This window comes from Flavobacterium sp., assembly GCF_029945805.1.
Lineage (GTDB): Bacteria > Bacteroidota > Bacteroidia > Flavobacteriales > Flavobacteriaceae > Flavobacterium.
The window spans coordinates 40,197-63,861 of record NZ_JAQSDH010000014.1 but is presented as its reverse complement, the minus strand read 5'-3'; the positions used below and the strand labels follow the sequence as shown (position 1 = coordinate 63,861).

At 35.1% G+C, this 23,665-nt stretch carries 20 protein-coding genes, 1 tRNA gene and 1 pseudogene; 9 read left to right on the top strand and 13 right to left on the bottom strand.

The window, feature by feature from the left end; all coding sequences use genetic code 11:
• Positions 1-149: 149 nt before the first annotated feature.
• A complete protein-coding gene (locus tag PSU83_RS03465; RefSeq protein WP_300586754.1) occupies positions 150-578 on the bottom strand; it encodes a hypothetical protein in 429 nt (142 codons plus the stop codon).
• Positions 579-856: 278 nt separating this feature from the next.
• Here PSU83_RS03465 and PSU83_RS03460 point away from each other — a divergent pair, with 278 nt between their 5' ends.
• Positions 857-2,104, top strand: a complete 1,248-nt coding sequence (locus PSU83_RS03460) for a TCR/Tet family MFS transporter (RefSeq protein WP_300586769.1) — start codon at positions 857-859, stop codon at positions 2,102-2,104.
• Here PSU83_RS03460 and PSU83_RS03455 read toward each other — a convergent pair.
• Entirely contained in the window at positions 2,101-4,716 is a 2,616-nt protein-coding gene (locus PSU83_RS03455; RefSeq protein WP_300586752.1) for a T9SS type A sorting domain-containing protein, read from the bottom strand. The genes PSU83_RS03460 and PSU83_RS03455 overlap by 4 nt on opposite strands.
• A gap of 33 nt (positions 4,717-4,749) precedes the next feature.
• Positions 4,750-5,187, bottom strand: a complete 438-nt coding sequence (locus PSU83_RS03450; protein ID WP_300586750.1) for a retropepsin-like aspartic protease — start codon at positions 5,185-5,187, stop codon at positions 4,750-4,752.
• 119 nt (positions 5,188-5,306) lie between these two features.
• On the opposite strand from PSU83_RS03450, the gene PSU83_RS03445 reads away from it, so the two are divergent.
• From PSU83_RS03445 to PSU83_RS03425, 5 genes are all read left to right on the top strand, one after another.
• On the top strand, positions 5,307-6,074 hold the full coding sequence (locus PSU83_RS03445) for a TatD family hydrolase (protein WP_300586748.1): 768 nt from the start codon (positions 5,307-5,309) through the stop codon (positions 6,072-6,074).
• A gap of 62 nt (positions 6,075-6,136) precedes the next feature.
• Positions 6,137-7,273 (top strand): 1-acyl-sn-glycerol-3-phosphate acyltransferase, encoded by a 1,137-nt coding sequence (locus PSU83_RS03440; protein WP_300586767.1) that lies wholly within the window; start codon positions 6,137-6,139, stop codon positions 7,271-7,273.
• The gene (locus PSU83_RS03435) at positions 7,263-8,288 is read left to right on the top strand and encodes an asparaginase (RefSeq protein ID WP_300586746.1); all 1,026 of its coding nucleotides are present in this window, start codon (positions 7,263-7,265) and stop codon (positions 8,286-8,288) included. Before PSU83_RS03440 ends, PSU83_RS03435 begins: the two co-directional genes overlap by 11 nt.
• Before the next feature lie 58 nt (positions 8,289-8,346).
• A tRNA-Ser gene (locus tag PSU83_RS03430) sits at positions 8,347-8,431 on the top strand.
• A 23-nt stretch (positions 8,432-8,454) separates the two neighbouring features.
• Entirely contained in the window at positions 8,455-9,147 is a 693-nt protein-coding gene (locus PSU83_RS03425; protein WP_300586744.1) for a porin family protein, read from the top strand.
• On the opposite strand, the gene PSU83_RS03420 is transcribed toward PSU83_RS03425, so the two are convergent.
• Positions 9,142-9,747, bottom strand: a complete 606-nt coding sequence (locus PSU83_RS03420) for a hypothetical protein (protein ID WP_300586742.1) — start codon at positions 9,745-9,747, stop codon at positions 9,142-9,144. The genes PSU83_RS03425 and PSU83_RS03420 overlap by 6 nt on opposite strands.
• Before the next feature lie 100 nt (positions 9,748-9,847).
• Here PSU83_RS03420 and PSU83_RS03415 point away from each other — a divergent pair.
• Positions 9,848-10,387: pseudogene (locus PSU83_RS03415) on the top strand (ORF6N domain-containing protein).
• Between the two features lie 2 nt (positions 10,388-10,389).
• Here PSU83_RS03415 and rpoN read toward each other — a convergent pair.
• The 3 genes from rpoN to PSU83_RS03400 form a co-directional block, all read right to left on the bottom strand.
• The gene (gene rpoN, locus PSU83_RS03410; protein WP_300586740.1) at positions 10,390-11,856 is read right to left on the bottom strand and encodes an RNA polymerase factor sigma-54; all 1,467 of its coding nucleotides are present in this window, start codon (positions 11,854-11,856) and stop codon (positions 10,390-10,392) included.
• Between the two features lie 70 nt (positions 11,857-11,926).
• The gene (asnS, locus tag PSU83_RS03405; RefSeq protein ID WP_300586738.1) at positions 11,927-13,360 is read right to left on the bottom strand and encodes an asparagine--tRNA ligase; all 1,434 of its coding nucleotides are present in this window, start codon (positions 13,358-13,360) and stop codon (positions 11,927-11,929) included.
• Positions 13,361-13,405: 45 nt separating this feature from the next.
• The gene (locus PSU83_RS03400) at positions 13,406-15,811 is read right to left on the bottom strand and encodes an efflux RND transporter permease subunit (protein ID WP_300586736.1); all 2,406 of its coding nucleotides are present in this window, start codon (positions 15,809-15,811) and stop codon (positions 13,406-13,408) included.
• A 151-nt stretch (positions 15,812-15,962) separates the two neighbouring features.
• Between PSU83_RS03400 and PSU83_RS03395 the strand changes: the two genes are divergently transcribed.
• The gene (locus PSU83_RS03395; protein ID WP_300586734.1) at positions 15,963-17,144 is read left to right on the top strand and encodes a sodium:proton antiporter; all 1,182 of its coding nucleotides are present in this window, start codon (positions 15,963-15,965) and stop codon (positions 17,142-17,144) included.
• Here the strand turns inward: PSU83_RS03395 and PSU83_RS03390 are convergent.
• From PSU83_RS03390 to pyrH, 3 genes are all read right to left on the bottom strand, one after another.
• A complete protein-coding gene (locus PSU83_RS03390; protein ID WP_300586731.1) occupies positions 17,141-19,633 on the bottom strand; it encodes a DUF5686 family protein in 2,493 nt (830 codons plus the stop codon). The two genes, PSU83_RS03395 and PSU83_RS03390, sit on opposite strands and share 4 nt — an antisense overlap.
• 92 nt (positions 19,634-19,725) lie before the next feature.
• The gene (frr, locus tag PSU83_RS03385) at positions 19,726-20,286 is read right to left on the bottom strand and encodes a ribosome recycling factor (protein WP_300586729.1); all 561 of its coding nucleotides are present in this window, start codon (positions 20,284-20,286) and stop codon (positions 19,726-19,728) included.
• Positions 20,287-20,370: 84 nt separating this feature from the next.
• Positions 20,371-21,078: a UMP kinase gene (gene pyrH, locus PSU83_RS03380; protein WP_300586728.1), complete on the bottom strand. Its 708-nt coding sequence runs from the start codon at positions 21,076-21,078 to the stop codon at positions 20,371-20,373.
• A gap of 138 nt (positions 21,079-21,216) precedes the next feature.
• Between pyrH and PSU83_RS03375 the strand changes: the two genes are divergently transcribed.
• Entirely contained in the window at positions 21,217-21,819 is a 603-nt protein-coding gene (locus PSU83_RS03375) for a thioredoxin family protein (protein ID WP_300586726.1), read from the top strand.
• Here PSU83_RS03375 and truB read toward each other — a convergent pair.
• From truB to PSU83_RS03360, 3 genes are all read right to left on the bottom strand, one after another.
• Positions 21,806-22,501 (bottom strand): tRNA pseudouridine(55) synthase TruB, encoded by a 696-nt coding sequence (gene truB, locus PSU83_RS03370; RefSeq protein ID WP_300586723.1) that lies wholly within the window; start codon positions 22,499-22,501, stop codon positions 21,806-21,808. The genes PSU83_RS03375 and truB overlap by 14 nt on opposite strands.
• Positions 22,501-23,298, bottom strand: a complete 798-nt coding sequence (locus PSU83_RS03365; RefSeq protein ID WP_300586721.1) for an undecaprenyl-diphosphate phosphatase — start codon at positions 23,296-23,298, stop codon at positions 22,501-22,503. Before PSU83_RS03365 ends, truB begins: the two co-directional genes overlap by 1 nt.
• Positions 23,299-23,394: 96 nt before the next feature.
• Positions 23,395-23,631, bottom strand: a complete 237-nt coding sequence (locus PSU83_RS03360) for a DUF3098 domain-containing protein (protein ID WP_300586718.1) — start codon at positions 23,629-23,631, stop codon at positions 23,395-23,397.
• Positions 23,632-23,665 lie beyond the last annotated feature (34 nt).

Genomic DNA, 23,665 nt, shown 5'->3' with positions numbered 1-23,665 from the left:
TCTTTAAAACCAATTCTACACATTCTAATTTAAATGCGTAATCATACTTTACTTTTCTTTCCATAAAAAATGCCTCAAATAGTGTCTAACTTTTTGGGGCATGTTCAAAACTCTAAACGGCTTTTTTTATTCGAATTAATATAAATTAATTATTGACCAACAGTTACTTTACCTGAGAATGTACCCTCAGTAATAACTACGTCAGCTCCTGCTCCAAATGGCTCAACAGTTCCAGAAAAAGTTCCTTTTGCTGAAGTTGCGCTGTTTTCTGTAACATTAGAAGTAAAAGTTACTGCTGTGTAATCAGTTGTAGCGGTGTAATAATTAAAGTTAGTAACTTTACCAGCACCAGTACCTGTTGCAAGATCAAATTCTACTTCTTCAGTTGGAGTGTCAACGTTACCAGTATATCCGTATACAGATGTTGTTCCACCAAACGAGAATATTACGGTCTTAAAGTTTTTTTTAACTCCGTCAACTTTTAAACTCATTGAGCTTCCACCATCACTATCACTTGAACAAGAATTAAGTGAAACTGTTACTGCAATTAATGAAACGAATAAAAATAATTTTTTCATAATGTTTTGTTTTTTAGATTATTGACCGCAAAACTAAACTTTTATTTCAAAAACGCAAGAATTTTTAAGATTATTTCAAAGAAATTCGTAAAATTTTAATTATTAAATTTTTCTTAAAAAATTATAAAATAGAGTCGATATAAATATATTCTCGCTTGCTTTTCTAAGCGAGGTTTTTCGTTTATTTGCAATTCCGCGTTAGGGAGTGCAGTGGAAATCCTTTTGTTTTTACAAAAGATTGGAGCGCAAAGCCCGACCCTTGTGGTAACGCCCAAAAAATAGCTATGAAAAAAGACCAAAAACAAGCAGCGATAGGATTTATTTTTATTACTATGCTGATCGATATCACAGGTTGGGGAATTATCATTCCAGTAATTCCAAAATTAATCCAAGAACTCATTCATGGCGACATTAGCGAAGCAGCCAAAATTGGAGGATGGCTAACCTTCGCTTACGCGATTACCCAATTTGTTTTCGCCCCATTAGTTGGGAATTTGAGTGATAAATTTGGGCGCAGACCCATAATCTTAATTTCACTTTTTGCCTTTTCAATGGATTATCTACTACTCGCTTTTGCACCAACAATTCTGTGGCTTTTTATCGGAAGAATTATTGCTGGGTTAACAGGGGCAAGTATTACAACCGCTTCGGCTTATATTGCTGATGTGAGTACTCCCGAAAACAGAGCTAAAAACTTCGGTATGATAGGCGCTGCTTTTGGACTCGGATTTATAATTGGGCCAGTTCTGGGTGGATTATTAGGCCAATATGGTTCGAGAGTTCCGTTTTATGCTGCGGCAGTTTTATGCATGCTCAATTTTCTTTACGGCTATTTTATCTTGCCTGAATCCTTAGCTAAAAGTAACAGAAGAGAATTCGAATGGAGACGTGCCAATCCAATAACAGCCATATTGAGGTTGAAAAAGCATCCGACATTAGTGGGTTTAGTATTGTGTATGTTTCTTTTATACGTTGGTTCGCATGCCGTTCATAGCAATTGGAGTTTTTACACTATGTATCGTTTCAATTGGGATGAAAAAATGGTTGGAATTTCTTTAGGTGTAGTCGGCCTTTTGGTTGGAATAGTTCAAGGGGGATTGATTCGCTTTACCAGTCCAAGATTAGGAAACGAAAAAAGTATTTACATTGGCCTAGCGCTATACACCATTGGTATGCTGCTTTTTGCCTTTGCCACAGAGAGCTGGATGATGTTTGTATTTCTAATTCCGTATTGCTTAGGCGGAATCGCGGGTCCAGCATTACAAGCGACGATTTCTTCAAAAGTTCCAGCGAATGAACAAGGGGAAATTCAGGGAACTTTAGCCAGTTTAATGAGTGCGTCGGCAATTATTGGACCAGTAATGATGACCAATACATTTTATTATTTCACGCACGATGAGGCACCGTTTAAACTACCTGGAGCTCCTTTTATATTAGGTAGTATCTTAATGTTGGTGAGTACAATTATTGCTTATTATTCGCTCAAAAAACATTTTTCTTCAAATAAAGACAGCAGTAAGGTTTAATCTTTAATTACCTTAACTATTTTTTCCTGACTTTCCGAACTAACTTTTACAAAATAAATTCCTTTGGAAAGTTTTGATAGGTTTATTTCTGTTTGTAAATTATTTACGGGTAGATTCATCACCTTTTGCCCAGTAATTGAAGTGATTTCGATAGAGTCAATTGTTGCCCCATTTGAAATAAATAATGAACTTTTTACGGGATTCGGCGAATACTTAAAGTTGTTGAAAGCAAAAGTGTCATTTGCTAAGTTAGGACCAATAGTTGTCGAAGCCACATTTGTTACAATAGGTGCATTGTAATCAAAATAGATGTTGGCCCAATTTGGGATTACATTCCCAACTGCAATAGATGAAATTGGCTTTACTTTATACGTTATATAGCCATGACTCAAAGGTTCGTTTGTACTTCCAGGTAAGTTGATCCCTTCGAATAAAAATTCATTATGACTATTTTGATTTTTCACTCTGCAAACATGACTTGTTGATAGTAATTGAAATGTGCTCCAATCTAATTTTGCATCTAAATCGTTTACAACTTTAATATTTATAGCCTCTGAAGTACCAACATTTTGAAAACGGATTGTATAATGTAAATACTCTTGTTGCGCTTTTGCTAAAGTTATTGTTGCTCCTTCATGAACTACAATGTCATTTGGATCTTGCGAGTTTACGACAGTTTGTGAGATGCTATTAGTATTATTTGTTGGTGTAGCATCAGAAACTGCTGGTGTTATGGAGCTTGTGAAAGAAACTACATCTCCAGAATTTACAGTAGTAGGAGTAGCGACTTGGAATTTAACATTGCTAATTTCTCTACTTTGAAAAGGGAGTATGTTTGAAAAAGTATACGTTAATGTATTGGTTCCAATAGTGTCTGGTGTAGGACTACTACTTAAAAACGACATTTTTGTATTGTCAAATTGGAATGCGATTTGGCCACTCAAGGTCGTGCTTCCATTGTTTTTAAACCAAATAGTATAAAATGCTGGAAGACCAGGAACCACATTGAATTTGGGAATCAATACCACTTCTAAATCATTAACATTAGAATTGATAGAAACACAAAAATCGCCTAGAGTTGACGTTAATCCCGCCGTTGCAAAATTAACCACTTGATTTGTAGGAGTAACTGTAAAATAGCTTGGTAAATTCGTTACAGAAACGGTGTTTGTTCCTGCATCACCAATTAAATAATATCCACTCGTGCCATTATAATTTGTATAGCTGGTATAAGTATTGGCTCCATTTATGTTTTTTACGCTGATATTATTTAAATAACCATCATTTACATCACATCCATTACCATTGGCATCAAACTTGACGTTTCCTAAAATCCTGTTTTTAAAAACAACGACATAGGCATAATTTACATAACAATCACTTGGGTTTGCGCTGCTGCAAATTTGATAAGGAACAGTGTAAGTTCCTTCGGTTACTGCAGCCCCAATTGTTATCGTCCCGTTGGCATTTAGTGTAAAACCGGAAGGGTTATTCAGCGCTGTGATACTTACGCTTGAAGGGTTTGTTATTAAACTGCCATTCAAGGTGTCATTAGTTAGAACACTTGTGGTAGTGGTATTTGGGTAATTAGCAGTAAAATTGTCATAGAGGGCTACTACACTTGAAACGCCAGTTACATAAACAGTTGCTGTAGCTTGATCACAACCCCCAAAACCATTTTCGCACACGGTATAGTCTACTAAATAAGTGCCAGGCGCAGTTCCTATTGCTACCGTAATTGTTCCATCGAAGTTAAAAGTTAAACCATTAGGAACAGACATTGGCATTACAAATGAGTTACCCGGATTAAGAATTCCAAAACATCCTGAAAAATCATTATCTAGAACACTGGAAGTGGTTCCGCCAACAGTATTGTCAATAGGTAAAAAGCTAAAATCATCATCGCTAGCAATGACGTATGTGGGATAAACATTTAAGTTTACATAACCCGTACTGCAATTATTTGGATGCGCTATTTCACATAATTCATAAGTCAAAATATAATTATTAGAAGGGATTGAATTAGTTATAATAATATCACCATTTGATACTATCTGAATGTCGGGATAGGTTTGTATGTAAGTTAAAGTGACAGTGGCTGGATGCAATACATTTCCTGGTTGAGTATAATAAGGAGTTAGTATCGCAGGTTCATCATTCAAAGAATCAATTATGTTCAAATCAGAGCCTGAACCTAAAACGTTTCCAGCAACAATAAATCCACAAGCAGATATAAAAATGTTATCCGGATTTGCTATGATTTTTGTATTTATTGTCGCAAGAGCGGTATCACAGATGGTCGGATTTGACGCGTCACATATTTGATAGGTCAAAGTATATGTTCCTCGTGGTGTTCCCGAAGCTACAACAATAGTAGTTCCTGAAATAGAAATGCCCGGATTCGTAGTAGAAATAGTGGAAATAATAACATTCGCAGCTTGTGTCGAAACACCATTCCGTGTATCATTTAGTAGGATATCGCCAGCGGTAACTTGACCCGTACCATAAACAACAGCAAAAGTATCATCAACAGCATTAATCTGTCCGAAAGAAATTGTGCTGAGTAATCCAAACACTAATAATGATAATAAAGAAAGGTAGTTTTTTTTCATGACTAATGTATTTAATAATCAAATATATAGATATTACTTTAAATACAGACAATGATTATAATAATCGATAATTCCTTTCCCTTCTAATAATATATCGGCACCAATAATTCCTTGAACGGGCTTGGCTTTGTGCTGTCTTAAGGCTTCATTTACATGTTCCATATCAAAAATGATCAAGTGCAAACCTTCTGTTTTCCATCGTCCAATTTGAAGTGAATTGTTTTTTGCTAATTTGGTAAACATTCCCGTTGCACCAGCACCCGAAGCTTTCGTTTTTGATTTTCCCGCTTTAAGATTAAAAAATTCAATGCCTTCAAAACCAACACAACTATTAGAAGCGCCAGTATCTAAAATAAAATTTCCAGACATTCCGTTAATTGTAGCCTTTATAAGTAAATGCTGGGTTTTTGAGACTTTGAATTTTATTTTTTTGTATTTTTCTTTTTTGAGAATGAGTTGAAGTTGCTCCATAAAATTGTAAAATGATGTCAAATGTAATTCAAAAATAGGCAACAAACTTTGACCCAAGGCTTGCCGAACGGATTTTTTTAATAAACTTTGCAACTTAGAAACGCAGTTACTTTTTTACAATGATTTTAACCGATACGCATACGCATCTGTATTCTGAAGAATTTGACCAAGACCGAACTGAAATGATACAACGGGCGATTGAAGCCGGAGTTTCTCGATTTTTTGTGCCGTCAATTGATTCTCAGCATACGCAGAAAATGTATGATTTGGAAGACCAATTTCCTGAAAATATTCATTTAATGATGGGTTTACATCCAACGTATGTCAAAGAAAACTATCTAGAAGAATTAGCCCATGTTGAAACGGAATTGGCCAAGAAAAAATTCTACGCTGTAGGCGAAATCGGAATTGATTTGTTTTGGGATAAGACTTTTTTGAAACAACAGCAACACGCTTTTCAATACCAAATTCAATTGGCTAAAAAATATAAATTAGCTATAAATATTCATTGTCGCGATGCCTTTGATGAAGTTTTTGAAGTTTTGGATTCCGAAAAAGCAGCCGATTTATTTGGAATATTCCATTGTTTTACTGGCGATTTCGGTCAAGCTAAAAGGGCGATCGACCTAAACATGAAACTGGGAATTGGTGGAGTTGCCACTTTCAAAAACGGAAAGATTGATCAATTTTTAAAGGATATCGACTTGAAACATATTGTCCTCGAAACCGATTCACCCTATTTAGCGCCAGTGCCTTATCGCGGAAAGCGAAATGAAAGCAGTTATACTACATTGGTAGCCGAAAAATTAGCGCAGATTTATGAATTGCCGTTGGGAAAAATTGCCCAAATCACTACCGAAAATTCCAAAGCAGTTTTTGGAATTTAATGTTGTAATCGACAAAAATTGAGTTATTTTTGTTCTTTTGTCCCTGTTAAATTTAATCCATGATGCAGAAATTTGATTCAATTCGTCCGTTTTATGATACTGAGGTAAATGATGCCATTTGTGCTTCGGTGAATCATCCGATGATGAAAGCAATAATGGATTTTACCTTTCCTGAGGTTGAAGATGAAATTTGGAAAGCACAATTAAAACGAACCCATTCTATTCGCGATTTTCAGTGTAATTTTATATACAAAGCTTTGAAAAAAGTGTTGGAAAAGAGTTCGGATGGCTTATCCACTTCGGGTTTTGAAAAATTACAAAAAAACACTGCTTACCTTTTTATTTCCAATCACAGAGATATTATTTTAGACACTTCTTTGCTAAATGCTTGTTTATTTGAACACGGATTGGTAATGACGGCTTCGGCAATTGGAGATAATTTGGTGAAGCGCGATTTTATGAATACACTAGCAAAACTTAATAGAAATTTTCTAGTACAACGCGGTTTATCCCCAAGAGAATTACTGGAAAGTTCTAAGTTAATGTCGGAATACATTGGGCAATTATTGCTGCGCGAAAATCGTTCAGTTTGGATTGCACAGCGTGAAGGAAGAACTAAAGATGGAAACGATGCCACACATTCTGGGGTATTAAAGATGCTCGCCATGGGTTCTGATGAAAAGAATTTGACGGAGTATTTCAAAAAGATAAAGATTGTTCCCGTTTCTATTTCATACGAATACGATCCAACGGATGCTTTGAAAATGCCACAGTTGATTGCTCAAGCAAACGATCAAATTTACATCAAAGAAAAAAATGAAGATTTCATCACATTACTTAGCGGAATCATTGGGCAAAAGAAACACATTCATATTCATATTGGAGATGTCTTAGACCAAGAATTAGATAAAATTGCTGTCGAATTTGACAATAATAATAAGCAAGTTCAGGCTGTAGCTCAGGCAATAGACGATTCTATTTTACAAAGTTATAAGTTGTGGCCCACTAATTATATTGCTTATGATTTATTGAATAAATCTGATAAATACAGCCATTGTTATACGGAAGATGAAAAATCTTTATTTGAACGCAGACTTGAAATGAGAATAGATGAAAATAATCCACAGATGGTGGAAAGCTTCCTAGCCATGTATGCCAATCCTGTGGTGAATAAATCAAAATACGAGAATGCAGTCTAAGTCCAACATACTTTTAATATATACCGGCGGAACCATTGGTATGATTAAAGATTTTGAAACGGGAGTACTTAAAGCATTCAACTTTAAAAAATTGTTGCAAAAAATTCCGGAGCTCAAACTTCTTGATTGTAATATTGAAACCATTTCTTTTAAAACGCCTATTGATTCCTCGAATATCAATCCGCAAAAATGGGTAGATATTGCAGAAATCATCGAAAAAAATTATGCTAATTTTGACGGATTTGTAGTGCTTCACGGCTCAGATACAATGTCCTATTCAGCATCAGCCTTAAGTTTTATGCTTGAAAATTTGAACAAGCCAGTGGTCTTCACAGGTTCTCAATTACCAATTGGAGATTTAAGAACTGATGCCAAAGAAAACTTGATTACTGCAATTCAAATTGCTTCATTACAGCAAAAAGGGAAATCTGTAATTCACGAAGTGTGTCTTTATTTTGAATATAAATTGTATCGTGGAAACCGCACAACCAAAATAAATGCCGAACATTTTAACGCTTTTGCTTCGCCAAATTATCCGCATTTAGTAGAATCTGGAGTACATCTGAATGTAAATTCGAATATGTTGCTGTCGAGACATTCTAAGAAACTACTTGTCCATAAAGAAATGGATGGCAATGTTATGATCGTGAAAATGTTTCCAGGAATAAACGAATCTGTTTTGTCCGCTATTATTGCTATTCCAAATCTGAAAGGTATACTTCTCGAAACCTATGGCTCTGGTAATGCACCAACCGAAGAATGGTTTATCACTATCTTGAAAAATGCCATCAAAGGTGGTTTACATATTATTAATGTTACTCAATGTTCGGGCGGAAGTGTCAATATGGGACAATACGAAACCAGTTCACAACTCAAAAAAATAGGCATAATTTCTGGAAAAGATATTACTACGGAAGCTGCAATTACCAAATTGATGTATCTGTTAGGACAAAATGTGGCGCCTTCAGTTTTCAAAACTATTTTTGAGACGTCTTTACGCGGTGAAATGCAGTAATAAATTGTCAAACTAACTTTTTTTACTGAAAAAAATTACGGTTATTTGCAACACTATTAGAGAGGTGGCCGAGTGGCTGAAGGCGCACGCTTGGAAAGCGTGTTTATGGTAACATAACGAGGGTTCGAATCCCTTCCTCTCTGCTTTTCTTTCTTAAAATAGCGGTATGCGAGTCTATCTTTTCATCATAACATTTTTTACAGCGCTTGGCACTTTTGCCCAGCAACAAGAAATTGATTTTGATGCTGTGGATTCGTTATATCGTGAAGACCAGTTTTACCTCAACATTACGTATAATGCGCTTCAAAAGCGTCCTTTTGGAATTAACCAGAACAAACTTTCGCCTGGAATAGCTTTTGGTTTTCTGAGAGATATGCCTATTAACAAGAAGAGAACTTTTGCTCTTGCTGCAGGTTTGGGATGTTCCGTATCGGTTTACAATCAAAATTTGAGAATTACAGAAGAAGCCGGAACGTATTCCTATCAAGTTCCAGACGAAAATACTTCATTTGTTAAGAACAAATTATCGCTTTATACGATTGATCTGCCTGTCGAATTTAGATGGCGCAATTCCACTCCGGAAAGTCATATTTTTTGGAGGGTTTATACGGGATTTAAATTCAGCTATGTTTTTTACGACCTATACAAATCAGAAGGTTCAGCGGGAACGGTTGCCATATCCAATAATAAGGATGTTAACCAGTTTCAATATGGAGCATATGTAGCAGCTGGTTGGAATACTTGGAACTTTTATATCTATTACGGACTCAATCCGTTGTTTAAATCTTCTGCGAAAATAGACAATCAGTCGATTGATATGAACACGGCCAACTTTGGTCTGATGTTTTATATATTATAACCAAAAGTAAAATAAAACACATTGTGGAATTGCTCCACAAAAAAAGCCAATTAGTAATTCTTTATTAGAATGGGCTTTCATCACCAGTCGAGAGGAAGCAACTACGCCATTTATGATTACGAAAAAAGCAACAGTATTTATGGTGTTGATTTCGTTATGAATGCTCAATCCAATTATGTAAACTGTAAGCGAACTGATTCCAATCATGTGAATACTCGCTTTGATTTTACCAAACAGAAACACGAAAGCCAATATTGAACTAATTATTCCACCAAAAAAGAACAAATATAAGCTGGGGAAACGTTCAAAAGTGATGCTTTTCTCGATCAGAACAGCAAATAGCATTATTTGTAAAATTAACGGAATTTTGCGTTGTGAAATGTCGGAAAGCATAACGGTTTCTACTTTTCCGAAAGTTCGTAGTAAGCAGAAAAATGCAATCGGCAATAGAATTGTAATGATGATAATTTGTAAAAATAGTATCAGGCACTGCGCCATCGTAAAATAATGCGAATCCCATAAAACGTAAAAAAAAGTTCCAAATAGTGGAATGAAAATCGGATGGAAAGCGTACGAAAAAAAAGGAAGTATTTTTTTCAAAGTGGTTTTTGTTGTTGTAACAAATATAGGAATTCAAGGAAGAAATAGTAAACTATATTTATTAGATTTGTTGTAAGTTTAATATTAAATTTTGTTATTTATGAATAATGAGAATAGTCTTCCTGATGAAATTATTAGCAGTAAAATTTATTTCATCAGACTACAAAAAGTAATGCTTGACGCTGATTTAGCCGAATTATACGGTGTAGAAACCAAGCAACTTAAGCGACAAGTGCGCAGAAATATTTAGAGATTTCCAGAAGATTTTATGTTTGAATTAACGCAACAAGAACATGAGATTTTAAGGAGCCAATTCGGCACCTTAAAGAGAGGTGAGCATTCCAAATATTTACCAATGGCATTTACTGAGCAAGGAGTTGCAATGCTTTCAAGTGTCCTAAATAGTTCAACATCTATAAAAGTGAACATTCAAATAATTAGAGTTTTCACAAAAATCAGAGAAGTCCTTACTGATACTTTGAGTATGAAATTAGAAATTAAAGAAATCAAAAAGAAACTTTCCAACAATACTAAAAACATAGAACTTGTTTTTAATTACCTCGATGAACTAATTGATAAAAAAGACACGACTGAACCAAGAAAGGAAATTGGCTTTAAGCAGAAAACAAATAAGTCGTAATACTAAATCTTCTTCCTCATTCGCGCGACAGGAATATCTAGTAAATCCCTGTATTTGGCAATAGTTCTTCTTGCGATTGGATAGCCTTTTTCTTTTAAAATATCGGCGAGTTGATCATCAGGCAACGGTTTGTGTTTGTCTTCTTCCTCAATAATCGTTTTCAGAATTTTTTTGATTTCCAAAGTAGAAACATCTTCTCCTTGATCATTTTTCATTGATTCTGAGAAGTATTCTTTAATCAATTTGGTACCATAAGGAGTATCTACATATTTGCTATTGGCCACACGCGAAACCGTTGAAATATCCAAACCAACCATGTCGGCTACGTCTTTTAAAATCATAGGTTTCAACTTAGTTTCCTCACCGTCAAGGAAATAGTCTTGCTGAAAGTGCATAATCGCATTCATCGTCACAAAAAGGGTTTCTTGACGTTGACGAATCGCGTCGATAAACCATTTTGCTGAATCCAATTTTTGTTTGATAAACTGTACCGCGTCTTTTTGCGAATTCGATTTATCACGTGAATCTTTATAGGTTTGGAGCATTTCCTGATAATCTTTGGAAACGTGCAATGTTGGCGCATTTCTACCGTTTAGAGTTAGTTCTAGCTCGCCATCCACAATACGGATTGCAAAATCGGGAACGATCTGCTCCACTGCGCGGCTTTGGCTATCGTAAACTCCACCTGGTTTTGGATTCAGTTTTTCTATTTCTTCAACGGCTTTTTTAAGTTGATCTTTCGAAATTTCATAATGAGCCAGAAGTTTTTCGTAATGTTTTTTGGTGAAGGCATCAAATTCATTCTGGATGATATCGATAGCCAAATCAACCGATTCAGTTGGTGTTTTATGTCGGAGTTGTAATAATAAACATTCGTGCAGATTTCGTGCTCCAACGCCAGCCGGATCTAAATCTTGTATTATATGCAGTATTTTTTCAACGGTTTTCTCTTTGGTATAAATCCCTTGAGTAAAGGCCATGTCATCAACAATATCCTGAACATCGCGGCGTAAATATCCATCATCATCAATACTTCCGACAAGGAATTCTGCAATTTCGCGTTCTTCGTCTGTTAAGATAAAAGTATTCAATTGATTGATTAAATCCTGGTGAAAGGTTGTTGGAGCTGCTAAGGGCGAAGAATACTGCTCATCATCGTCGCTGTAATTATTTGCCTGGAGCTTATACTCGGGTGTTTCATCGTTGCTTAAGTATTCGTCAATATTGATTTCGTCAGTATCAATATTCTCGCTGCCTTCGTAATCATCATATTCATCGTTATTGTCAAATTCATCTTTTTCGTAAAGCTCTTCCTCATCTTTGCCGGTTTCCAATGCCGGATTTTCTATCATTTCCTCCTTCAATCGTTGTTCAAATGCCTGCGTAGGCAATTGTATCAACTTCATCAACTGAATTTGCTGAGGTGATAGCTTTTGTGATAATTTTAGATTTAGAAACTGCTTTAACATTTTTGTTTATTTGATTATTCGGTTATTTGGTTATTCGAATCTACAAATAACCAAATCACCAAATTAACTTTTAAAATTCTGCGTTTTGCGGTGTTCGTGGAAAAGGAATTACGTCGCGAATATTAGTCATTCCCGTTACAAATAGTACCAATCTTTCAAATCCCAATCCGAAGCCGGAGTGCGTTGCCGAACCGAATCTTCGCGTGTCTAAATACCACCAAAGTTCTTCTTCGTCAATGCCTAAAACTCTCATTTTTTCAACCAAAACGTCGTAGCGCTCTTCTCTTTGAGATCCTCCAACAATTTCTCCAATTCCAGGGAATAAGATATCCATGGCACGAACTGTTTTTCCGTCTTCGTTCAGACGCATGTAAAATGCTTTAATGTTTGCTGGATAATCAAATAAAATTACGGGACATTTAAAGTGTTTTTCAACCAAATATCTTTCGTGTTCCGACTGTAAATCGGCACCCCATTCGTTGATAATGTATTGGAATTTCTTCTTTTTATTCGGAGTAGAATCTCTTAAAATATCAATAGCTTCAGTATACGAAACACGTTTAAAGTTGTTTTCTAACACAAAGTTTAATTTTTCTAATAAACTCATTTCGCTTCTGTCAGCTTGAGGTTTTGATTTTTCTTCCTCGGTCAAACGTCCTTCCAAAAACTTCAAATCATCCTGACATTTATCCATCGTATATTTAATTACATACTGAATAAAATCTTCGGCCAAATCCATATTATCATCCAAATCATTGAAAGCAACTTCAGGCTCAATCATCCAGAATTCTGCCAAATGACGCGAAGTATTTGAATTTTCAGCTCTAAATGTTGGTCCAAAAGTATAAATCTGACCTAATGCCATCGCAAACGTTTCACCTTCTAATTGCCCAGAAACGGTTAGATTGGTATGTTTCCCGAAAAAATCTTTTTTGTAGTCAATAGTACCTTCTTCATTTTTTGGCAAATTATCTAAGGGCAACGAAGTTACTTGGAACATTTCTCCAGCACCTTCAGCATCAGCACCAGTAACGATTGGCGTATTCACATATACAAAACCTTTTTCTTGAAAATACTGATGCACGGCAAAAGCCAAAACCGAACGCACTCTCATAATTGCTCCGAAAGCATTGGTTCTAACTCTCAAATGTGCATTTTCTCTAAGGAATTCCAAAGAATGTTTCTTTGGTTGCATTGGGAATTTCTCCGCATCTGAATCGCCAAGGATTTCCAATTTGGTAACCTGAATTTCATATTTCTGTCCAGCACCTTTGCTCTCTACCAAAGCGCCGGTTACTGAAATTGCGGCACCAGTAGTGATTCTTTTCAACGTTTCTTCCGCTGTGTTTTCAAAATCAACAACACATTGAATATTATTAATGGTCGAACCATCGTTCAACGCGATAAATTGATTGTTTCTAAAAGTTCTTACCCAACCTTTTGCATTTACTACTGAAATCGTTGTTTCGCTGTTTAGTAAGCTTTTAACTTTTGTATGTTTCATTTTAATTCTTTTTTTCTAGTGCAAATATAATTTAAAACGACAAGATTATAAATTTTCTTCGTTTTCCTGTTGACGATCTAAGATGTCTATTGTGGGTTCTTGAAATTCTTGCTCGTTAGCCAAACGTTTGTTTAAGGTTAAAACCAAACAAGGGAGCAACATTAAATTGGATAACATTCCGAATAATAACGTTATGGCGATTAAGCCTCCAAGCGCGACGGTTCCTCCAAAACTGGATAAAGTAAAGATAGAAAATCCTGAAAACAATACAACCGAAGTGTAAAACATACTCACGCCAGCTTCCTTCAAAGTAGCAAATACGGATTTCTTTATTTTCCAATTGTGATTTTTTAATTCCTGACGGTATTGTGCCAAAAAGTGAATGGTATCATCAACAGAAAGTCCGAAGGCAATACTAAAAATCAAAATAGTGGATGGTTTTAAAGGTATTCCAAAATAGCCCATTAATCCGGCAGTAATCATCAGCGGAAGCAAATTCGGAATCAGAGAAACTATGACCATTTTGAACGAACGGAACATAAAAACCATCAGCATCGAAATGATAAAAATGGCAAATAATAACGAAGTGACCAAATTGTCCAATAAGTATTTAGTTCCTTTTTCAAACACTAATGCCTTTCCTGTCATAGTAACTTTATAACGATCAGCAGGAAAAATTTTATTCGTTTTTTTTAACAATTCATTTTCGACTTTCTCCATGTTTCCCGTACCGATGTCTTTCATGAATGTTGTGATTCGCGCAATACTGCCATCAGTACTAACGTAACTTTTCATGATGTCTTTCTTGGTATTCTTGGTTGCATTTTTAGCATAACTCAAAATAAAAGCTTGCTCTTGTGATGTGGGTAAATCGTAATATTCGGGATTTCCATTATAGAAAGATTGCTTCGAATATTTCACCAAGTTTACAATTGAAATGGGTTTTGAAAGCTCTGGAATAGAATCAATGGTTTTTTGAAGTTCCTCCATTTTTCTCATGGTGGAAAGCTTCATCACGCCTTTTTTTCGCTTGGTATCAATGGTTATTTCCAAAGGCATAACGCCGCCAAATTCTTTTTCAAAGAAAACAATATCTTGAAAGAATCCAGTATTTTTCGGCATATCTTCAGTTAAACTACCTGAAGTTTTTATTTTTAAAGCTCCAAAAAAACTAATAACAAAAAGAGCAACGGCAACCACATATACCTTAGTTCGGTTGTGTTTTACCATCCTCTGAATCCAATTCATGAATTTTTGAGTGTAATTTCGGTTCAGGTGTTCCAAATGTTTGGCTTTAGGAACGGGCTGATAACTGTAGTAAATAGGGATAATGATCAGACACAAAAAGAACAGCGCAACGATGCTTACCGAAGCAACCAAACCAAATTCCTTCAGCAGTTCGCTATTGGTAATCATAAACGTGGCAAAACCTGCCGCGGTTGTTAAATTGGTCATCAACGTTGCCGTTCCAACTCGAGTAATTACACGTTGCAAAGCTTTGGCTTTATTTCCGTGACTCCTATATTCCTGCTGGTATTTATTGGTCAGGAAAATACAATTGGGTATTCCGATTACAATTACTAAAGACGGAATCAATCCGGTTAATATCGTGATCTCAAAACGGAAAAGCCCAATAAATCCGAAAGTCCACATTACGCCAAAAATCACAATCAGAACGGCAATTAATGTAGCTCTGTGGGATCGGAAAAAGAAGAAGAAAATAAAGGATGTAATGAAAAGCGCTGCGCCAATAAAAAGGCTTATTTCGCCCAAAATACTTTTGGCATTCAAGGTTCGAATGTACGGCATTCCCGAAACGTGCAAATCAATTCCGGTTGTCTTTTCAAAAGCTGCCACTTTTGGAATGAATGTATTTAAAATGAAGTCTTTACGTTGGGGCGTATTTACTATTTTTTTATCCAAATAAATCGCGGAGCGAATGGTTCCATCTTTTTTATTGTAGAGTAATCCTTCATAGAAAGGCGTTCTGGTAAAAAGTTCCGTTTTTGTTTTAGATAAATAAGTTGCATCCGTTACTTTTTGTTTGTCAAAAAACGGAATTAACTCAAAGGAATTCAGGCTGTCATTTTTTTGTAATTTGGTAATATTATCAACAGAAACGACCAATTCTACTTCGGGCTGTTGCTTTAAATCTTCCATCAAATGACTCCATTGACTGAAGACTTTTGGAGTGAATAAACGTGAATCTTTGGATCCAATAATAATAAGATTGCCTTCTTCTCCAAATTCTTTCAGAAAAGCATTGTATTCGAGATTTACTTCATGATCATCAGGCAGAAGATTGGCTTCAGTGTAGGTAAAATGGATGTATTTCCATTGGAAAGCCAAAAAAATTGTGATTAGTCCAATTAGACTAAGAATTAGTATTCTATTGCGGAGTACAATTCCGGCCACAAATTCCCAGAATCCTACCTTTATTTTCTTTTTCATTGTAGTTTAAAAACGGTTGCAAAGGTAGTTAAAACGATGCATAAACTTAAAGTTAGATTATAAAGATTTGTAGTAATTTGATAAAAACATTATGGTAAGAAAATAGGAGTTGTTGGAAATAAAATTATATTTGAAAACAAATTGAGAGATTATGTCGGGATCGATTATTATTGTTATTTGCGGATTATTACTTTTGGCTTACATCTTTGACATCACCTCGTCAAAAACGCGAATTCCATCCGTAATTTTGCTTTTGATTTTGGGATGGACCGTGAAACAAATTGCCGATTTATTTCAGATTTCATTTCCAGGTATTGAAGAGCAATTGCCTGCTATCGGTACCATTGGATTAATAATGATTGTTTTAGATGGCTCTTTGGAAATAGAAGTCCACAGATCAAATTTATCTATGATTGGAAAATCGGCGGTGGTAGCTTTACTTCCAATGATTTTGATAAGTTTCGGCTTGGCTCAGGCGATTTATTACTTTGATCCCAATAATACTTTTAAAGATAGTTTAATAAACGCGATTCCGTTTTCTATAATTAGTAGCGCTGTGGCGATTTCCGGATCAAAAAATTTGATTTCTTCTCAAAAGGAATTCATTGTGTATGAAAGTAGTTTATCCGATGTTTTTGGTGTCGTATTTTTCAACTTTGTCGCGCTTCACGAAGAAATTAATACCTCATCGTTCGTTGATTTTTTTATAGATATTTTCCTGATTCTGATTATTTCGTTCTTGGCAACAATCGCGTTGTCCTTTTTATTGAGTAAAATAAGGCACAAAGTAAAATTTGCACCCATTATCATTCTAATCATTATGATTTATCATATTTCTAAGATCTATCATTTACCGGCGTTGGTTTTCATATTATTATTTGGAATTTTTATGGGAAATCTAAATCAAATCAAAAAAATAAAATATTTGGATAAAATTCAATCTGAAACATTAAATAAGGAAGTTACTAAATTTAAGGAACTTACCATTGAGTTTACATTTCTGATAAGAACCTTATTTTTTATATTGTTTGGTTTTATGATAAAAACAAGTGAATTATTAAATGTAAAAGCACTTGTTTGGTCAGTCGGAATAGTTGTTTGTATTTTCATTATACGATTTATAACCTTAAAATTACTAAAGATAAAACTGCATCCCTTAGTGTTTATTTCGCCTCGAGGATTAATTACCGTGTTGTTGTTTTTATCCATTCCGATAGGTCATTCGTCTAAAATAATTAATAATTCTTTGCTGATTCAGGTGATAATCATAACGGCTTTGATCATGATGTTTGGACTGATGTTTACCAATACTAAAACAAAAGCTGAAAATTAAAATCCGAAATCAAAGACAAAGCTCAATTTAACCGCTAAATTATCTTCAAATCGTGGCAATTGGTTAGGGCCATATCGGTAAAATCCGGTGAGTCCAAAACCTCTGTAAATTTGGTTTAGTTCAATTCCCGATTCAAAAAATCCTCTGTCCAATGTCTTGTAGCCAATGCCTATATGACGCTCCGGATGTTGTAGATTTCCCCAAGCCATACGTGTAACTAAAACAAAGGTTGGCTTCACTTTTTTGAACAATTCTACTCTTTTCGAACCGTGCTTTAGCTGAAGCATTACGTATTCGCTCGAAAAGAATTCGTTGAAATACATGGTTTCAAAACTGTTTTTACCCGCAATGGTAATCCTTTGTAAAATGTTGTCTTTCGTCAAATTATTGGGCGAAGTATTGTACAAATGTGTCAATGGTAAAGCACCGAAAGTGTAACCAGACTGAAGTAAAAATGCTGATTTTTGTCCGTTCAAGTATTTTTTTTCATATTCGATTCGCAGGTCAATTTTACCAAAATCAAAATCATTGGCAAAGAAATTAGGTAACGATTTCGTAAATTGAAATGCGAACTTCGGAAATCGTTTTTCGAATTCAATTTTGCCATTTGGCGTTTGCATATAATCACTAAAAGGATTCCATTGCATAGAAACCATTGCTGTTGACATTGTAAAATCAGTATACAACTTGTTGTTGTAATTGAAAGCGTAATTAAATAACGGACTTATTTCACTGTGCGAAATTTGCCATATAGTCTCCGTTTTAGGAATAATTTTGGTCTCAATGTATCCGCGCCAAGTTTTATGATTATAAAATGTACTAATGTTTATCGGACGCGGATCATAAATTTTGAATACCCTTTTATCTGTTGCAAATGCCACACTCGCAATTTCGCGAACGTCATCGGTATACGAGCCACCAATCCATGTGTTTGAAAAATTACCCACTCGGATGGCTGTTCCAACATTGTATTTTAAAGTTTCGTCTTTTAAACCATAAGCCGTATAGCCTTCAAAACGAATTTTTTTAGAAAAACGATCGTTGGTAATACCGCCAATTCCTAAACGAAAACCCTCAAAATTATTATAACTCAAAAGATAACGCATATCAAAATCGAAAATACCAACAGGAACATAACCCGTAAATAGTTTTCTTCCAAGTTTTATTTTACGCTCAATATTCTGTTTGGTAACAACGCTATCCAAAACAAAATAGGTGCGTTCGCTTCTTATGTCTAAGCTGTCCGTTCTGTTTTGAACCCAAAATGCTTCATCTCTTTTAATTGCATTTTCTTTAACCTCAATGATTACCGAAGACTTTTTTATTTTTACATTGTTATTTACAGCCAAATCAAAAACCTGCATTTCTGAGGAAAGATAAGTGTAGTCAGAAGCGTCTTTTTTAGTGCTAGACTCATCTTCATCTTCTGCGGCAAATTCAATTCTTCCACCCAGCATTTTTGTTGGTTCCTTGCTTTTTCCTTTTACGATTTTAAAATTTTTCTTTATTGGAAACCACAGCTTTTCATTATGTAAATAAGTGAATTCGTGAATTCCGGTAATGTCTAAAACACCTCGAATACGCATCACGGCCTTAGCGATTGCATAGTTTTCGTTGTCAATATAGAGCAATCCTTCCAATCCTTTTTTATTCTGATTTTTAAAATAAATCACAACCACTTCCCGATTGCCAATTAATGTTGTGTCGAGGATTTTATACCGGTATTCCTTTAATGCATTATTAGAAATAGGACTTTTGTATTTGGTTTCAAACAATTCGTATTTGTCATTGTACACTGAAAACGACTGCAATCCAAACCCTAAAAGTTCATAGATCGGTTCTTTAAAACCTGCCATTTTCGTACCGAGAATTGTTTCTTTTAATATGGGTTTTTCGAATTGAAATTGTGAAACTTTTTCGGTTAGGAACAAATGTTGTTTATCAATAATCTTCTTGAATTTGTAATCAGAAGAATCAATTTTAGCTATTTTATCTTTCGTAACCGCATTGACAAATAGCGTATCAATTTTTCCAACTATAGAATCAGGATTGGCTGTAACCAATAATTTGTTGTACGACTTAAATTGAAAATAATTCAGTTTTTTTTGTGGATTATTGTCATCTCTTTTCTGAATAACCTTGGTGATTATTGCGTTTGCCGGATTTACATTCGAAATAGTAACTTCGTTCAATTCGTCAACTTTTGGTAAAAGATAAACCGTTAAAAAAGCGTTTACTCCGGATAATGTAATGGTTTTCGCCACATAGCCAACATACGAAATCGTCAAAGTTTGTGGTTCCGATATCAGAATAAAATTGAATTTTCCATCAACATCTGCGATAGTAGAAAAGCCGTTTTCGGTCCTGATGGTGGCAAAAGGAAGTGCTTTTTTATTTTCAGAATCTTTGATAATTCCATTGATTTGAAATTGTGCTTGAAGCGACAGCGTAAAAAAGAATAAGAATAAGAATAATAATAGTCGCTTCATCAGAAAGTAGTTGCACAAAATTTTTAACAAAAATAGGCATAAAAAAATCCGTCCCGAAACATCGAAACGGATTTAATATTGAATTAACAAAGTTACACTTTCATAATTTCGGCTTCTTTCGTTGCCAAATGTTCGTCCACTTTTCGAATAAAACCATCCGTCAGTTTTTGAATATCGTCTTCTGCCGTTTTGCAAACATCTTCTGAAGTTCCATCTTTTTCCAATTTCTTAATATCAGTATTGGCATCTTTACGGGCATTTCGGATTCCGATTTTGGCATCTTCCGCTTCTACTTTCGCTTGCTTAACCAAATCGCGTCTTCTTTCTTCCGTCAAAGCAGGAACACTGATGATAATTACATCACCATTATTCATCGGGTTAAACCCAATATTAGCAATCATTATGGCTTTTTCAATCGGATGAAGCATCGCTTTTTCGTAGGGCTGAATGGTAATTGTTCTCGCATCGGGAACACTCACATTTGAAACTTGCGAAAGCGGTGTTTGCGATCCGTAATAATCAACAAAAACACTTCCCAACATTTGTGGTGTTGCTTTTCCTGCACGAATGTTTAAAAATTCTTTTTCTAAATGCGCAATTGAACCAATCATTGATTCTTTTGTACTGTCTAAAATAAATTCTATTTCTTCCATTTTTATCAGATTTCTAGAGTAGTTAGATATTTAGATTAGTTAGACAATCTAAGAAGTCTACTAATCTAAGTCAGTCTAAAATGTCTATATTTTAACAACGGTTCCAATATTCTCGCCGCTGCATATTTTTAATAAATTTCCTTTGGTATTCATATCAAAAACTACAATCGGTAGTTCATTCTCTTGACTTAAGGTAAATGCTGTAGAATCCATTACGTTCAATCCTTTTTTGATAACATCTTCAAAACTAATACTGTCAAATTTAACCGCATTTGGATTTTTCTCTGGATCCGAATCATAAATTCCATCCACGCGTGTTCCTTTCAAAATGACGTCAGCATGCACTTCAACACCACGAAGTACTGCAGCAGTATCTGTTGTGAAATACGGATTTCCGGTTCCGGCACCAAAAATAACAATTCTTCCTTTTTCCAAGTGACGCACCGCTCTTCTTTTAATATAAGGTTCAGCAATCGCTTCAATTTTTAAAGCCGTTTGCAAACGCGTCAACATTCCTTTATCTTCCAACGCTCCCTGTAAAGCCATGCCGTTAATAATCGTTGCCAACATTCCCATGTAATCGCCTTGAACTCGGTCCATGCCATTACTTGCACCAGCAATTCCTCTAAAAATATTTCCACCACCAATTACGATGGCAATTTCTACACCTTTGTCGTGAATTTCTTTAATTTCATCAGCGTATTCGGCTAGCCGTTTTGGGTCAATTCCATATTGTCTGTCGCCCATTAAAGCTTCGCCGCTTAATTTTAGAAGAATTCTTTTGTATTTCATTTCAATTTTTGATTTGTGATGCAAATATAAACATATTCTGTTTTTGAAACCTAAAGGTTAAAAAAGAAAATTACGTAACTTATATCACGTTATAGCGCAATGCCATTTTGTAACTTTACGCCATCAAAATTAAAATTTATGACACCTATTGTTGAAACAAGCTTAGCGAATAGTCACTCTTATACTGAATATAAAAATGTAGTTTCGGCTTTGCTAAAAGAAGGAAAGGCAACAGGAAATGAACAATCTGAAGATTTAACGCATTATAGCGAATTGAACGAAACCAGAATGAATCGCTTGGATAAGACGATTTTAATTCCTGATGAAAATATTCAAATAGTAAAGCAATTAAAGCGCGACTATATTTGGTTAGTCATTTCTGAAGGTTGGTGTGGCGATGCGGCGCAAATTCTTCCTGTCATTAATAAGATGGCGCAGTATTCAGAAAAAATAGAGTTGAAACTAGTTTTTCGTGACGAAAATGAAGACCTGATCAATCTGTTTTTAACCCATGGAACGAAATCCATTCCGAAATTGATTATTCTCGATAAAAATACGTTGGAAGTTTTAGGTGATTTTGGACCAAGACCAACCCAAGCGCGACAATTAATAATTGATTACAAAGCAAAACACGGAATAGTGGATGAACAAGCGAAAACCGATTTGCAACTATGGTATTTGCACGATAAAGGATTGAGTACGCAAAAAGAGATTTTAGATCTGATGGTTAATTTGGAGTAAGAGCACTTTCAAAATCTTCAGGAGAAACGCCATCGTTTACCGAATAATGCCCAATTTTAGTCCGGCGTAAAACCGATAAATAAGCGCCTGAATGCAGTGCTTTTCCAAAGTCAAAAGCGAGTGAACGAATATACGTTCCTTTACTACAAACCACTCTAAAGTCGATTTCTGGCAACTGAATTCGTGTGATTTCAAATTCGTGAATCGTTGTTTTTCTAAACGCTATTTCTACTTCTTCGCCAGCACGAGCATGTTCATACAACCGTTTTCCGTCTTTTTTGATAGCGGAGAAAACAGGCGGTTTCTGGTCGATTTCACCAAGAAACTGTTTGATAGTTTCCTGAATTAACTCGGAAGAAATATGCTCTGTTGGAAAAGTAGCGTCGATTTCTGTTTCTAAATCGTAAGAAGGCGTAGTGGCTCCAATTGTAAAAGTTCCAGTATATTCTTTGGCTTGAGCCTGAATTTCCGTAATGCGTTTGGTGAATTTTCCAGTACAAACAATAAGTAAACCTGTTGCTAATGGATCTAAAGTTCCGGCATGACCAATTTTGAATTTCTTCGGAAGATCATACTGACGTTTCAAAATGTATTTCAACTTGTTGACCGCCTGAAACGAAGACCATTTCAACGGCTTGTCAATCAAAAGAATTTGACCTTCTAAATAATCTTCCGCAGTCATTAAATGCTTGTTAATTTGAAGATGAAAAAATGAATAATTAGAATGGCCAAACCAGCACCGATTCTGTAATATCCAAACATTTTGAATCCGTGTTTTGATAAGTATCCGATGAACGATTTAATGGCCAGCATCGCTACAATAAAACCCACAACATTCCCAATAATCAACAGGTTAATTTGGTCGTCTGACAATATAAATCCATCTTTATAATAATCATAGCATTTCTTAACCGTCGCGCCAAGCATAGTCGGTACCGCTAAGAAAAATGAAAATTCTGCCGCTGTAGTTCTTGATAATTTTTGTGACATTCCGCCAATTATACTCGCGCCACTACGGGAAACTCCCGGAATCATTGCCAAACATTGGAACAATCCAATTTTTAAGGCGGTTGGATAGGTTATATGCTCTATCGTATCCGTTTCTTCGTTTGCTGTAAACCAATCGTCGACCTTTAGTAAAATGATTCCGCCTAGAACCAATGAAACTGCAACAGTTACAGGATTTTCTAATAAAGCATCAATTTTTTTGCTGAAAAGCAATCCAAAAACAACCGCCGGAATAAAGGCAACCAATAGTTTAAAGTAAAAATCAAACGTCTGAAAAAAGCGTTTGAAATACAAAACTACGACTGAAAGTATTGCGCCAAGCTGAATAACAACCGTGAATAATTTGGTAAAATCGTCATGTGCTATCCCAAAAAAAGAAGAAGCAATAATCATGTGACCAGTCGAAGAAACAGGAAGAAATTCGGTTATTCCTTCAATAATAGCCAATACAATGGCTTGTAAATAATCCATTAATTTAGATTTTTAGATTAGTTAGACCTTTTAGACTTCATAGATTTAAACTTATTTTCTAAAATGTCTAATTGATTCTAAGATGTCTAAGCAAATTTATTTGCTCTTTTTAAAGATGGAATAAATCGTAATTCCGAAACCAATCAAAACTACCGTTGGTGCCAAACGGATTCTTCTCCAACTGAATACATCTTCACTAAAAACTTTCGGATCATCACTTCCACCGCCACTCATTAAGATAAATCCTAAAGCAATAACCGCAATTCCAATAAATAGGATGGTATAGTTTGCTCTTTCAAAAAGAAAATCGGGTTGTTGCTCGTTATTTTTCATAATTATATATTTTCTGTAAGTCTATTATCTATCA